Origin of the sequence: Priestia sp. P5 (genome assembly GCF_029522155.1) — a bacterium.
Lineage (GTDB): Bacteria > Bacillota > Bacilli > Bacillales > Bacillaceae_H > Priestia > Priestia megaterium_E.
Map to the genome: position 1 here is coordinate 2,508,605 of NZ_JAKWFJ010000001.1, position 13,595 is coordinate 2,522,199.

General features: G+C 38.7%; 14 protein-coding genes. 8 read left to right on the forward strand and 6 right to left on the reverse strand.

The genetic code is table 11. From position 1 onward, the window contains the following. Positions 1-16: 16 nt before the first annotated feature. Positions 17-2,152: a DNA helicase RecQ gene (recQ, locus tag MMB69_RS13440; protein ID WP_221783060.1), complete on the reverse strand. Its 2,136-nt coding sequence runs from the start codon at positions 2,150-2,152 to the stop codon at positions 17-19. Between the two features lie 270 nt (positions 2,153-2,422). Here recQ and MMB69_RS13445 point away from each other — a divergent pair, with 270 nt between their 5' ends. From MMB69_RS13445 to MMB69_RS13465, 5 genes are all read left to right on the forward strand, one after another. Continuing rightward, positions 2,423-2,842, forward strand: a complete 420-nt coding sequence (locus MMB69_RS13445; protein WP_221783058.1) for a hypothetical protein — start codon at positions 2,423-2,425, stop codon at positions 2,840-2,842. Between the two features lie 336 nt (positions 2,843-3,178). Next, positions 3,179-3,505 (forward strand): YflT domain-containing protein, encoded by a 327-nt coding sequence (locus MMB69_RS13450; RefSeq protein WP_013056955.1) that lies wholly within the window; start codon positions 3,179-3,181, stop codon positions 3,503-3,505. Between the two features lie 111 nt (positions 3,506-3,616). Further along, entirely contained in the window at positions 3,617-3,883 is a 267-nt protein-coding gene (locus tag MMB69_RS13455) for a hypothetical protein (protein ID WP_230586558.1), read from the forward strand. 275 nt (positions 3,884-4,158) lie between these two features. Continuing rightward, positions 4,159-4,707, forward strand: a complete 549-nt coding sequence (locus MMB69_RS13460) for a DUF3231 family protein (protein WP_097812442.1) — start codon at positions 4,159-4,161, stop codon at positions 4,705-4,707. Between the two features lie 67 nt (positions 4,708-4,774). Next, positions 4,775-5,068, forward strand: a complete 294-nt coding sequence (locus MMB69_RS13465; protein WP_025752303.1) for a hypothetical protein — start codon at positions 4,775-4,777, stop codon at positions 5,066-5,068. A 26-nt stretch (positions 5,069-5,094) separates the two neighbouring features. Here the strand turns inward: MMB69_RS13465 and MMB69_RS13470 are convergent, their stop codons facing one another. Both MMB69_RS13470 and MMB69_RS13475 read right to left on the reverse strand, forming a co-directional pair. Next, positions 5,095-7,272 carry an FUSC family protein gene (locus tag MMB69_RS13470; protein ID WP_221783057.1) on the reverse strand — a complete coding sequence of 726 codons (2,178 nt, stop codon included), beginning with the start codon at positions 7,270-7,272 and terminating at the stop codon, positions 5,095-5,097. Positions 7,273-7,460: 188 nt separating this feature from the next. Further along, positions 7,461-8,276 carry a hypothetical protein gene (locus MMB69_RS13475; protein WP_221783055.1) on the reverse strand — a complete coding sequence of 272 codons (816 nt, stop codon included), beginning with the start codon at positions 8,274-8,276 and terminating at the stop codon, positions 7,461-7,463. 178 nt (positions 8,277-8,454) lie between these two features. On the opposite strand from MMB69_RS13475, the gene MMB69_RS13480 reads away from it, so the two are divergent. Continuing rightward, complete coding sequence (locus MMB69_RS13480; RefSeq protein ID WP_221783053.1) at positions 8,455-9,393, forward strand: VanW family protein; 939 nt, start codon at positions 8,455-8,457, stop codon at positions 9,391-9,393. A 73-nt stretch (positions 9,394-9,466) separates the two neighbouring features. On the opposite strand, the gene MMB69_RS13485 is transcribed toward MMB69_RS13480, so the two are convergent. The 3 genes from MMB69_RS13485 to MMB69_RS13495 all read right to left on the reverse strand — a co-directional run bounded on the left by MMB69_RS13485 (position 9,467) and on the right by MMB69_RS13495 (position 10,597). Continuing rightward, entirely contained in the window at positions 9,467-9,589 is a 123-nt protein-coding gene (locus tag MMB69_RS13485; RefSeq protein WP_013056948.1) for a YjcZ family sporulation protein, read from the reverse strand. A gap of 188 nt (positions 9,590-9,777) precedes the next feature. Further along, a complete protein-coding gene (locus tag MMB69_RS13490; protein ID WP_221783051.1) occupies positions 9,778-10,290 on the reverse strand; it encodes a GNAT family N-acetyltransferase in 513 nt (170 codons plus the stop codon). A gap of 82 nt (positions 10,291-10,372) precedes the next feature. Continuing rightward, positions 10,373-10,597 carry a YczF family membrane protein gene (locus tag MMB69_RS13495; RefSeq protein WP_221783049.1) on the reverse strand — a complete coding sequence of 75 codons (225 nt, stop codon included), beginning with the start codon at positions 10,595-10,597 and terminating at the stop codon, positions 10,373-10,375. 146 nt (positions 10,598-10,743) lie between these two features. On the opposite strand from MMB69_RS13495, the gene MMB69_RS13500 reads away from it, so the two are divergent. Together MMB69_RS13500 and MMB69_RS13505 are read left to right on the forward strand one after the other, a co-directional pair. Further along, positions 10,744-12,366 carry a spore germination protein gene (locus MMB69_RS13500; RefSeq protein WP_221812854.1) on the forward strand — a complete coding sequence of 541 codons (1,623 nt, stop codon included), beginning with the start codon at positions 10,744-10,746 and terminating at the stop codon, positions 12,364-12,366. Next, entirely contained in the window at positions 12,356-13,579 is a 1,224-nt protein-coding gene (locus tag MMB69_RS13505; RefSeq protein WP_221783429.1) for a Ger(x)C family spore germination protein, read from the forward strand. The genes MMB69_RS13500 and MMB69_RS13505 overlap by 11 nt, the downstream gene beginning before the upstream one ends. Positions 13,580-13,595: the final 16 nt, after the last annotated feature.

Consider the following 13,595-nt stretch of genomic DNA (forward strand, 5'->3'; position numbering starts at 1 on the left):
AATAGGAGCTTTTTGTTCAAGATAGCTGCTTCATTTTTTGTTTAAACAGAGCTACTTTTATCATAAAATAAGTGATATTTTCAGGTAATTCTTCTTTGATTGGCTTTAACTTTTCATCGCCCACTGAGGAAGCAGCTTCTAAAATAAGCTGTTCGTCTTCATCCGAAAGAAAAGGTGACCAGTCAATTTCTTTTTCTTCTTCGGCGCATTTAAACAAATGATTTTCAATGGTAATGCGGCTCAATTCACGTTCTGCAGCAATTTCATCTAACGATTTTCCTTGCTGAAATAGCTCATATGTTACTAAATGAGACCCTTCTTTTGATGAAGCTCTTGCTTTTTTCGGAGCATGCGCTGACACTTCTCGCTTTCGGTCTGGATGTTCTTCACAAAACTGTTTGATTTCAGCTGTGAATCGTTCTCCGTATCGCTCTTGCTTTTGTTCTCCCACTCCTTTTACAGTGGCGAACTGTTCAAGAGTTACCGGAAGTTTTGTACACATATCATGAAGAGTATCGTCTGAGAAAATAACAAAAGGAGGCACGCCGGCTTCGTCTGCCAGCTGCTTTCGAACGGAGCGCAAATAAGCAAACAGCTCGTCGTCTTGGACAATTTGCTTCACTTCCATTTGTTCTTTTCTCATTACTTTTTCCGTACCAAGAAGCACGCCTTTTCCTTTGGCCGCTACGGATAAGGTAGGAAATGACCCTTGTCCTACTAAAATAAACTGCTCTGAAATCAAATACTCAATAAAATCGCTTACTTCTTTAGCCGATCGGTCGCTCATGACGCCGTACGTTTTCAGCTTGTCAAAACCAAAATCAACTACTTTTTTATTTCGAGAGCCCGTTAATACTTGAGCAATCATCATTTTACCAAAGCGTTCGCCCATACGAATCATACAAGATAATACTTTTTGCGTATCAACCGTTACGTCTATTTCCACACGATCATCCGTACAGTTGCTGCAGCGGCCGCACTCATGCGCTTCACTTTCTCCAAAATAATGAAGAATATACGCCTGCAAACATCCTTCTGTATGACAGTAGTTCACCATACTTTGCAGCTTTTCAAGATCTTGAATTTGCTTTTTAGGATTCGACGTTGACTGTTCAATTAAAAAGCGCTGCACGCGAATATCCTGAGGTGAATAAAGCACGATACACTCACTTGGCAGTCCGTCACGACCAGCACGGCCCGCTTCTTGATAATAGCTTTCCATATTTTTCGGAAGCTGATAGTGAAGAACAAAGCGAATATTTGATTTGTCAATCCCCATTCCGAAGGCAGAGGTAGCCACCATCACCTGCACATCATCTTGCAGAAAGCGGTTCTGCTCTTCATCACGGCTGTTCCCATTCATACCAGCATGGTATTTTGATACGTTAACTCCTGACTTTTGCAATCTAGCATGAAGCTCTTCAACATCTTTACGCGTAGCGGCATAGATGATTCCTGCTTCTTGGTCATTTTTACGGATATACTGCTCGATATAGCTGATTCGATCCTGACCTTTTACCACGGCGAACGATAAATTTTCACGTTCAAACCCCGTCATCACCGTGTACTCTTCGTTAATATGAAGAGCTCGGCAAATATCTTCACGCACTTGAGGCGTCGCCGTCGCCGTCAGCCCCATCACAATTGGAGCGTTAGACAGCTTGCTGATTAGTTCATTGATACGCAAATAACTAGGTCTGAAATCATGACCCCACTGTGAAATACAGTGCGCTTCATCTACCGCTACAAGCGGAATAGGAAGCATTTGAAGCTGTTCTAAAAATTGCGGAGACTCCAGTCGTTCCGGCGCTACATAAAGCAGCTTATATTCGCCAAGCGCGACTTCTTCTAAGCGCTGCTGCACCTCCGTGTGCGTCAGCGAGCTGTTAATATACGTAGCCGGAATACCAGCTGCATTCAGCGTGTCCACTTGATCTTTCATCAAGGAAATCAACGGAGAAATCACCAGTGTTGTACCTTCTAGTAATAATGAAGGAATTTGATAACAAAGCGATTTCCCTCCTCCTGTTGGCATAATACAAGCGGTATTGTGCCCTTCTAAAACATAACGAATCGACTCTTCCTGTCCTTTTCGAAATGAATCATAGCCAAAATAGGACTGTAAATGTGTTAAAGCTTGTTCAAATTGCAAAATAGCGTCCTCCTTTAAAATAAGTAGAAATAGTAGTTGAGGGATCCATTGGAAAGAATTGAGACGTAGAGTTTTATTTTATCAAATCTTATAGGAAGTTGCACAGAATTCGTTGATTTAAGGTTATAGCAAAAATGATAAGCGAAAAGCCCTCAATTTATAACTCTCTTTCCTATTACAAACAGTCTTTTTATGTATGTCAGGACTCCTTTCCTAAAAATCTTTCCCCATTCCATTCTTTTTTCCTGTATACTTAAGAATAGGAAAGAGGTGCTTATCACGAGACATCCTGTAGAAACGATTTATTATTTAGAAAATCCACAGCGTAATATTTCAACATATGCTTCGACAACACAGTTAACGGTTGAGTCTGTTGTGAAAGATGTGTTTGGTGTTGCTTGCGTAGCAGATATTAAAATTATGCTCCAATATAATAAAGAATTCCGCAAAAGTATTAGTCAATTACACAATGCAATAGACGATGATCTTACGTTAGAAATGGTTTTTCGAGTTGCTTCAAAAGAAGATTTGCTTCGATTTAAAAAAAGTTTACTTGAAAGTAGCTTAGATGACGCAGAAACGTCAATAGACTGTCCATTCAGCGCAACCATTCAATTACAAGATGGTCGATATACATGGAACGAGTCTACTTCTGTTTATGAAAAACAAAAAGAACGTCTTTCATCTTAAATTTCTCTATTTTTATGTATGCAAAAAGCCTGGATCTTAGCTGTTTAAGATCTAGGCTTTTTGCAGTTTGCACTGTATCTTAAAAGGTCAAAAAAACGATGCAGGAAAAAGGCTAACTAAAGGTTCTTCCTGCTTATCCTTCACCAGATTTCCCTTAAAAATAAAAGCACTTTTCCCTCTTTTTCTATGTTAGACTTTTTAACTCAATTTCATGAAATAGGTTTTATCTCTTCCAATAACGTGTATACACAAAACAAGGAGATAAGTTACTTAAACTTCTCTTCATTACTCAACGGATTCGAGAAAGTTGTCTATCATACAAGGAGGTTTTTTGAAATGGTAAATGTAAAAGTAGTTGAAAATGGCGTACAGGCAAAAGATACAATCGAACAATTTTTGCGTGAAGGATTTACAAAAGACGAAGTTTATTTACTTGCACACCATCAAGATCGCTCCGAGGATTTAACAGCTGCAACAAATACAAACAATATCGGTCTTTCTGAACAAGGTGTTTTTGATGCGATTGCGAATGTGTTTCGTTCTCGAGGAGACGAGCTTCGTGCCAAAATGCGTTCATTAGGATTATCACAGCCGGAAGCTGAACGCTATGAAGAAGAATTAGATCACGGTAAAGTAATCGTCGTTGCATCAAAAGTTGCTTAATCTAAAAGCCCTACAGCAGGGCTTTTTTATTTTTGTCTTCCTCCCTCCTTACCCTTTCATTAAAGAAGTCATCCCTACATATGATTATGAAGATAAGAGTTACTGTGAGGAGTGATATATTTGATTATAGGAATTGAGTACACAAAACGTGTAAAAAATGGATTAGTCGTTAAAAATATTCCTTACAAGATACACGATAAACCTTGTGATGAAGGCTGCTGTAAAAATGATAAAACGATAGGCGTCAGAGACAAATTAAGGGTTAATTGGCTGTTGAATGTTTTTATGCCTAGCAAAAATATAACGGTATTTGATTATAAATATTGGTCAGAGGAATTAACTTCTTTATGGAGAGAGCATCGGAGAAAAACGATATAACACACCCGATAAAAAATCTCCTTGATGAGCAAGGAGATTTTTTTCTATTTACTTCATTTTCTGGCCCCGACGTATTTATTACGCATTGCCACAATTTTTATACCTTTAGATGTGGTGACAGTAAATGTACTATCATCATTATAAATGGCTGCGTGAGATGCTTTTCCTTCCACTCATCATAATCAATTTTATATGTAACATTTCTTAGCTGTGTTTATCCTTTTCTGCTGAAGGCAATAATGAAGAAGCATAAACTATATAAAGGGTGAAAAGTTATGATTAACGTCATTGAGACACTACTTGATTATATAAAGAACTCTTCTACAGATGATTCGCCCCCTCCCCCACATATTGGTGAGGCTATGGGATGCTGGTTATATTTCACTGCTTTAGCGGAAGAAGTACCCGCCTTAGAAACCTGTCTTAATACAACAACCAACAGTGAACTGCTTAAGCTTATTCAAGACTCAAAAAACCTGGCTGAATCTCAGATTGATACCCTGAAAAAATTAATGGTTAAAGAAGGAATTCTACTTCCTGAAATACCGGCTACCAAGCCGAAATCCGACCCTAACAGCATTCCATTAGGAGCAAAAGCAACGGATTCTGAAATCGCTAACTTAATATCTGTAAAGGTTGCCTCTAATATCGTCATGTGCAGCACGAATATGGGACAGTCTATTAGAACCGATATTGGATTAATGTGGCTAAAATTCCACACTGAAAAGGTCATATTAGGATCAAAAGTGAAAAGTCTGATGCAGCAAAAAGGCTGGCTTAAAATTCCACCTTATTATTATTCACCTGGAGCACCTCATAACTAATTGAAGTGTTTTAAGGTAAGCAGCATAGATAACCTTATATCTAACACATTTAACGAGGTGCTTGAATATGGATTTCCCTACAATTCATACAAATTTTTGGGACGCAGTCATTGGTGTTCCTGTCGTATTAATCGTGACGCAGCTGATCAAATGGCTTTTCCATCCTAAAAAGCAATATGTTCCGACTATTGCTTTAGCTGTTGGCGTGCTTTTTTCAGTATTTATCAGTCACCCTCATCATATTATTGCCGGATTGTTTATGGGATATTTTTATGGATACGCTGCAATTGGCAGCTATGCCGGTCTTAAAACAACGTGGAGAACGATTAGAAAAGATACGTCTCCTTATTCATCAGACTAAAAACCAGCGAAATATTTCGCTGGTTTTTAGTCTTCACTACTTATTTCTTCTGCTCCTAGCTCTTTAGCTAAGTGAACAACCGATTGATTGATTTTCCATACGTAATAAATGTTATGCAGCAGCTGAAGATGCTGTAAATTTCTTGATTGGACGGACGTATCAAAATAATCTAAAGATTGTTCAATTTTTTGTCTGACATCTTCAACCGTGTATACATACGTTCCTCTTTCTCCTCGTAGGGCTTTTTCAAGCTGAGTGAAGTTGTTTGTCACTTTCTCTTCCACTTCCTTTACTACGCCATGAAATTCTGCTTCCTTATAAAAAGCCTCGTTTCTAGTAGAAGAAGCTACCAAATGCTTGGCGTAATAATTAATGGCGGTAAAAACGGTCAAAAATTGCTGAAGACGTGAACGGCCAACGAAACCTTTGATAATAGGATCTGAATCAACATGAAGTTGTTTTAGCTTTTTTTCTAATTCCATTCCTTTATCAGCTAAATTGGCAAACGCATACTGCTTCGTAAAGCGATGCAAATAAGTGTGAACAAATTCTTTTAAAGCCGCTACGTATTCTACTGAGGTGTCGGTTATTTTATCTCTTGTTCTTTTAGGGAACACAAGAGCAGATACGGCTAAACCAATTCCAACTCCTACAACTGTATCTAATACGCGAGCTAGTAATAAACTCTCTGAAATCCCCCCAAGAAGCATGTCATACATAAAGGCCAGCATCATCGTAATCCAAAAGCTCATAAACGAATACGTAATAGGAAAGAAATAAAAAGCCATAAACACACAGATAAAAAGCAGCGTTATTTCAAGTATCCCGGGTGAGACAAAGCTTGCGACAACAAAGCCCACAGCTGCTCCTAAAAGCGTCCCTACGCTTCGCTGCACAGCTTTTACAAACGTACTTCCTATCGTTTCTGTACCAAGAAGCACTAAATAGCCTGCTAACAGCGCCCAATATTGATGCGATGGAGATAAAAAAGAGCCAAATATTAATGTCGCAACAGCAGTGATGACCGCTTGAATAGACTTTTTCGTAGATGGTTTTAATCCCTTTTCTTCATCATTGTCCTCTTCGTCTTCTTTTTCTTCCGCTTCTTTTTGAGGCTGTTTTTCTTGCTTCACAATTGCTTGCTGCAGCTCATAGGCTTCATCAATCACGTGATTTGATATCGTTTCGATACGGCGGATTAAGTAAAGCCAGTCTTTATACCTTTTGTCTTGAGGTTCGAGTTCACTTAATTTTTGGCGCAGCTCTTGCAGATGCTGAGCTGCATCTGTTAAAGAATGAGTAGGATTTTCATTTAATACTTCTGCTTCACGAATCGATTCCACTAGCTTTAACAGCAGCTGCTGAATATCAAAATGATTAAATGCCTTTAATTCACTGAGTTTTCGAATTGCCGGGGAATATGTCTGAAGCAGCATAACTGTATCAAATACATAAAGGCGCATTTGTTCAGCTGTTACGCCAGGCCATATGTCGTGAGGATCAGTATTTCCAAGCTCTTCTGATGCTACACGTGCATACTCCGCTAGTTTTTTAATATTGCGGTTGTATTGTTTGATTTGAGATGGTTCAATTCGTTTCTTTTGAATTAACTCAATAATTAAATCAAGCACCAAATTCACTTGAATATGAAATGATTTCATTGAAGACCTCAGCACGTTGGCAGGTCGGTCTTTAAAGATAACAAAATTATAGATAAATGCACAGCAGGCTCCTACTACAACGCCAGCTAACAGCCACGGCAGCTGAGAAAATGTGACGTGTAAAATAGAAGCAAAATAAAACGACATAAATGCTACCATCGACAGAGAAAAATAGCGAATACCAAATTTTTGTAAATAAAAAGACAAAAACACCAACAGAACGAGAAAAATATTTTCTGCTTGTCCATATCGTGATAAAAACGAGCCAATTCCGAGAGAAACGCCGCTGGAAAGCGCTACTAAGCCTGTTGTCACTTTTTTTGCTTTTGTTGTTTCATCATTCACAACCAATATACCCATCAGGCCGATTACACCTGCTAAAATAGAAGCGGTAATTTGTGAGCTTCCCGCTGCTTTTAATACAATCAGCATAATAACAACCGCTGTAATGACGCTGATCGTAGCTTTAGAAGCCGTTTTGAGCCTTTTTCGTCCAGGGTCTGCAGCGACTAAGCGGCTAAACCAATATGAAAAAATAAACACCCTCTCCTTTCGTGCTGTAGAGTTCTTTGTAGAAAGAGTAATATTATTACTTATACCCTTTTTTATTCTTTTCTATCGAATGTAAGCACGTTTTCACACTATAACATTGCGAAGGACTAAAGAGCTAAACAAATGCTTAAAAACACATCTGTTTTCGGTCAGATGTGTTTTTAAGCATTAATCAGTACTTACAGTGTAAGAGAAGAAATTTCCCACCCGTTTGTTAATGGATTTCTCTTTAAAGTAAAGACCACCATTGTCTTTTGAGCCCCTTTATCTTCGTAATAAATAAGGCAATCTACGGCGATTTTCTCTTTTGTTTTATACTTTTTTGCATGAAATAAGTCCGTTTTATAATAAATAGTGGAGATACTATGCAGTTTTGCCCATAGCTTATGCTCTTGCTTCACGCGCAAAACCGGCTGCATCAAAGCATCATCATCTTGCTTTAATCCTGTTAAAAACATATTTACGACTTCTGCCGGCTCAGCTTTTAATGCGTATTCATCAAGCTTTCCTCCTGCTTTTAATACCATTAACTGATGACCTGGATCCACATTTTGAGACTTGTGAGTCGTACTTCCTGCAAAATGAATGCAAAAATGACCGGGGAACCCATTGTCAAGCGCACCGGCTCCGTGAGGCATTCCGTTCATGGAAGCTGCAAGCATTTGACCTTTAAACGGAATGAGAACAGCTCTTCGGTTCCAGCTCCATTTCCCATTATATAAGTGCTTCATTACTTTCGTATCTTGACGTGTAAGCGGCTGAACATCTGCATGGTGTGAGCCTGCTCTTCGCTGCACATAAAAGTAAAAACCGGTTTCTACATCGATAACTTTAAATTTTTTCCCCTTTGGCAGCAAGCTTTCTACACGTTTCCACTTTAATACTTTTCCTGTGTCACTTACCGGAAAGTACGTAAGGTTTTCTTCTGCTTTCATCTTTTGGGGCTGCACAAAAAAACTAATAAGCATAAAGACTAAAATCATTAATTTTGTCATTGTCTACCCTCATTACCTTGTAGTTTCTCTATGTAATATGCGAAAGTACACATACAATTATAAATAGAAATTTTTACACGCTCGCCTCATGGAAAATAATACAAAAAAGAGCTTGTGAATCCTATACATTAAACGGTTCATTTTATTCATACTAACAGGTGAAAGCGAGGTATATGATATGAATTTCACTTGGATGGTTGGACTTTTAATGCTTATTCAACCTCTTTCTGCACAAGACCACCTATCTATTACTCATGACGGTAAACCAATTGAACAGATTGAACGAGACAAAGTGGCCGTGCCTCTTCTTCCTGTCCCTATGGTTGATTATGATCGATACAATCTTCTTCTAAAAGAATTGGATAAAAAAACATATAGAGAGCCCATAAATGCCCGCATTGATAAAAGCGGACAAATTGTTCCTGAGCAAGCGGGTGTCAAACTATATCATAAAGATTTTGCGGAGAAATTTTATACTTATTTTTTTAACGGCGGTACGTCAACATTAGAAATCCCGACGCTTCCTGTTCCGCCTCGCGTAGATAAAGAGCTGCTTGCAACGATTCGAATTAAGCAAATCGGTCATTATCATACGGTATTTAACCCTCATAATAAAAATCGTTCTCACAATATTTCTCTTGCGGCTGAATCATTAGACAGCAGCGTCATATTTCCTGGGGAAGTTTTCTCTTTTAATCAAACCGTCGGAAAAAGAACGGCAGCAAAAGGGTATATGCGTGCCCCAATCATTGTAAAAGGAGAGTATTCTGAAGGAGTTGGAGGAGGAATTTGCCAAGTTTCTTCTACCTTATTTAACGCCGTCGATAACGCTGGCGTAACGATTACGCAGCGTTACTCACACAGCCGCAGTGTTTCCTACGTACCTCCTGGGCGAGATGCTACCGTCAGCTGGTATGGACCTGACTTTCATTTTAAAAATACGTATAGTGATCCTTTGTTGATTCGAGCGCAGGTGCACGGGGGAGTCGTAAGCGTGGCCGTTTACTCTACTGATGCGATTGAATATAAGCCTCGCCGCGTGCCTTGGGCTTCTATTGATCAATTGCCGAAAGAGAAAAAAATTGAATCGCATGTTGATGCTGAACCTGCCGATTAATCATCTCTTCCAGCATTTTATAATGAACATAAAAAAGCCTAAAGGGTATCCTTTAGGCTTTTCAGTGATATAATTAGCAGCCGTAGCCGCCACCATAACCACCGCTATAACAACTACATCCGATAATTACTAATAGAATAAATAATACAACTAATAAAGCGAAACCAGAACCAAATCCACATCCAGCATTAGACATACAAGCACTCCCTTTCAACGTGATTTTCTGTTGCTAAAACAAAGAAGGTTCAAACATGGGGTGTTTCTCATGGATAGCTTATTGTATGTCTGCCTAGACGTTTTGGTTTGCTGTTCTGCTCATTTTTTAAAAATTGGGCTTGTTTTCGTCTTTACAACTCGAAAAATGTAATTCCGTAAAAGTAAAGCTCATTTCCACTCTTCCTTTAAAATCGCGTAATAATATTCATCCCACCATCCTTTTTCAATTGGAATACATTTTTTAAAATACCCTTCTCTTCTCATCCCGATCTTCTCCATAACACGATAAGAAGACGTATTCTCAGGTTGACAAGTAGCAATAATCCGATGCAGTTTCATTGTGTTAAAGCCATAGTCCACTATTGCTTTTGCCGCTTCTGAAGCATATCCTTTCTGATGATAAAGAGAATTAAATACCCAGCCAATTTCATAAGTATGGTCCCCAAAATAGTTAAAAAAGACGATATGACCAATTAGGATTTTTTCGTTTTTTAATACAACTGGAAAATTTTTAACATTTTCTTTCATATTTTCATTTACAAATTTCTTCGCATCATCCTTACTAAAAACACCTTCTGGTATGTACTTCATGACATTAGCATCAGATGTATATGTGTAGACATCTTGCCAATCTTCATATTTAAATTTGCGTATTAGTAGTCTGTCAGTCTCAATGTTCATGTGGTTCTCCCCTATCTCAAAGCTATCTTTCTATACGCTTGTTTCGATAGTGAAGATATAAAAACCTCTTTGCACCAAGTTACTATTGCTTTTGCTGACGCTTTTTTAAAACAAGATAAAGTGACTCTACGAAAAAGAAAAACAAAAGAGAAAAAAGGACAAATAATTCGGCCACTTCCATTACACGAAACGGGCTTAAAGCATTGTATAGTGCCTGCAGTACGTTCGTTCCTTGAAAAAGATCAATTCCTACAGAAAGAGCGATCACAGATCCAAATAGCAACAGGCTAACTCCAATAATCTTCATTATTTTCTCTCCTCACCTAATCATTACTTACCTCATAGGGTCGTCATTTTCATTTGCCGTCATGCAAAAGATATTTTGTTAAAAATTACATAATTATACGATTTTTGGTCAAATTAATAAAAACTATAGTAAGGGTGTTTTCATTTATGCCTTCGTTCTTTAAAAATCAAAAGTCTAAAAATAAACTTCAACCTCAGGCAGATCAAACGAACAACGAACAAACAGCTTCTTCTCTTAAGAATCTGCTGTCTGAGAACCTTACCCTCATTAAAGAGAAAACTGGAAACAGCTCAGATATTGTGATTCGCCATTTTAAACTAGGCGTCAATAACAGCTTGGCTGCTGCTATCGTCTACATAGAAGGGATTGTAGATAATCAAGCTATTCAAGATTACTTACTGCAGTCTCTTATGAAAGATAATCAAAAAAATGACCTAAACGATCAAAATGCATTAGAGTTAATTTCCGAAGACATCGTAACAATTGGCAACGTATCGTTTGCAGACAACTGGAATGATTTACTTTCTTCTTTGATGTCAGGAGACAGCCTTCTTATTGTCGATGGCATAAACCGCGTACTAAGCGTGAGTACACAAGGCGGTGAAAAGCGTGCCATTGCAGAATCTACTACACAAATGGTAGTTCGAGGACCAAAAGGTGCCTTTACTGAGTCTATCGGCACAAACTTAGCCATGGTGCGCCGAATTATTAAAACACCTGACTTATGGCTAGAGTCGATGAAGATTGGCCGGGTAACTAAAACGGATGTCACTATTATGTATATTCATGGCATCGCAAACGATAAAGTCGTAAAAGAAATTCGAAAGCGATTAAAAAACATTGATATTGATAGTATTTTGGAATCAGGTTATGTTGAGCAGCTAATTGAAGATCAAACGGTCACTCCTTTTCCAACTATTTATAATACAGAAAGACCCGATGTGGTGGCGGGTAACCTTTTGGAAGGAAGAATTGCTATTTTTGTGGACGGAACTCCTTTTGTACTTATTGCTCCAGCATTGTTCATTCAATTTTTCCAATCGGCTGAAGATTACTACGCACGCTTTGATATTGCCACATCCATTCGTCTTTTACGGGTGTTTATGTTTATGATTTCACTTATCGCTCCTGCTACGTATGTGGCGGTTACGACATTTCATCAAGAGATGGTACCTACAACGCTTATCGTAGCTCTTGCGGCACAGCGAGAATCCGTTCCATTTCCCGCGTTCGTGGAAGCTTTTTTTATGGAAGTCACCTTTGAAATTTTGCGTGAAGCAGGGATTCGTTTACCAAAAGCTATCGGCTCTGCTGTATCGATCGTCGGAGCTCTTGTTATTGGGCAAGCAGCGGTTCAAGCAGGGATCGTCTCACCAGCTATGGTTATTATTGTATCGATTACAGCGATTGCTAGCTTTGCCACACCGTCTTTCGATATGGCTATTTCAGCGCGTTTAATTCGTTTTTTATTTATTCTAGGCGCGGCTACGTTCGGTTTCTATGGCATTATCCTTATTCTTTTAATGGGAGTTGGACATCTGTGCAGCTTACGTTCATTTGGTGTTCCTTATATGACGCCATTAGCACCGTTTATTCTTGCTAATAATGAAGATACATTGCTGCGGTTACCTTGGTGGACGATGAGAAGAAGACCTAAATTAATTAGTGATAACAAAGTTCGTCAAAGCAAACATCAAAAGCCTGAGCCTCCTTCTTCAAGAGGCATGATTAACCAGGAAATGGAAGAAGATGATCAAAATGAAACGTAAAAGTTTATTTTTACTGTTAATGACCATAATGATGGTATTGCTTACTAGCTGCTGGAGTAAAAAAGAGTTAACGGATCTTGCACTTGTATCGGCAATGGGCATTGATAAAACGAAAGATGGGCGGTATGAGCTTACCTTTCAAATTATTAACCCGGGAAATGTAGCTGGTTTACAAGGGGGCGGCGGTACCCAAAGTCCGCCTGTTACGATCTATTCTGCTTCCGGTGATAATTTAGTTGAAGCAAGCAGACGCGCTTCAGCTAGAATTTCCCGAAGACTTTATTATGCCCATACCAACTTAGTCGTGATCGGAGAAAAACTAGCGCGTGAAGAAGGAATTAACATTCTTATTGATTCTATTGACCGCGATCCTGAGTTTCGAATTACGACTTCCTTAGTAATAGCAAACCAGTCAAGTGCTGCTGATTTGGTAAAAGCACTAACGCCTGTCGATAAAATTCCAGCAAACAAAATTATGAAAACACTGGAGTTCACTCAAAGAAAATGGGGAGAAAATCTAAAGGTTTCCTTTCAAGAAGTGATGAGATCTCTCGAATCTCCCGGAGGAGAAGCACTAGTCTCGGGTTTTCGTTTAATTGGAAATCCTCAACAAGCAGAAAAATTAGATAACCTCCAGCAAAGCGCACCAGAAGCTACCCTTCGTGCTTCTGGCATTGCTGTTTTTAAAAATGGAAAGTTGATCGACTGGCTGTACAATAGTCCAGCCAGAGGCAGCGTTTGGATTCTTGATAAAATACAAGGAACCGATATTAATGTAGACTGGAAAGGAAAAAAAGAAGCGCTTGCCTATCAAACAGTTCGTCAAAAAACGGATGTATCTGTAAAAATGATCGAAGGAAAACCTTATGCGTCCGTTCACACTCGCGTAGAAGGTGATCTTGGAGAAGTGGAGGTCCCTGTTGATACACGTCAACCTGCTCTAATTAAAAAAATGGAAAAAGCTGCAGGTAAAGAAATAAAAAAAGAATTACAAATAGCTATTAAACAAGCTCAGACAGACAAAGTTGACATTTTTGGGTTTGGAGAAGCGCTGGAACGCACGCGCCCCAATCAGTGGGAGAAACTCAAAGCAGAATGGGATGATGTTTACTTTCCAAAATTGAATGTAGACGTTACAGTAGAAGCTTACATTCGCCGAACAGGTCTGCGCAATAAATCATTTCTTTCTAGCGTAAAAGAAAAACAACACTAAGATAAGGAGGTTCTGG

What these genes read in the sequence shown, in the direction of transcription:
- MMB69_RS13450 (WP_013056955.1), top strand. Translation starts at nt 3,179, where the DNA reads ATGGTAAATGTAAAAGTAGTTGAAAATGGCGTACAGGCAAAAGATACA.
- MMB69_RS13460 (WP_097812442.1), top strand. Translation starts at nt 4,159, where the DNA reads ATGATTAACGTCATTGAGACACTACTTGATTATATAAAGAACTCTTCT.
- MMB69_RS13465 (WP_025752303.1), top strand. Translation starts at nt 4,775, where the DNA reads ATGGATTTCCCTACAATTCATACAAATTTTTGGGACGCAGTCATTGGT.
- MMB69_RS13475 (WP_221783055.1), bottom strand. Translation starts at nt 8,276, where the DNA reads ATGACAAAATTAATGATTTTAGTCTTTATGCTTATTAGTTTTTTTGTG.
- MMB69_RS13480 (WP_221783053.1), top strand. Translation starts at nt 8,455, where the DNA reads ATGAATTTCACTTGGATGGTTGGACTTTTAATGCTTATTCAACCTCTT.
- MMB69_RS13485 (WP_013056948.1), bottom strand. Translation starts at nt 9,589, where the DNA reads ATGTCTAATGCTGGATGTGGATTTGGTTCTGGTTTCGCTTTATTAGTT.
- MMB69_RS13490 (WP_221783051.1), bottom strand. Translation starts at nt 10,290, where the DNA reads ATGAACATTGAGACTGACAGACTACTAATACGCAAATTTAAATATGAA.
- MMB69_RS13495 (WP_221783049.1), bottom strand. Translation starts at nt 10,597, where the DNA reads ATGAAGATTATTGGAGTTAGCCTGTTGCTATTTGGATCTGTGATCGCT.
- MMB69_RS13500 (WP_221812854.1), top strand. Translation starts at nt 10,744, where the DNA reads ATGCCTTCGTTCTTTAAAAATCAAAAGTCTAAAAATAAACTTCAACCT.
- MMB69_RS13505 (WP_221783429.1), top strand. Translation starts at nt 12,356, where the DNA reads ATGAAACGTAAAAGTTTATTTTTACTGTTAATGACCATAATGATGGTA.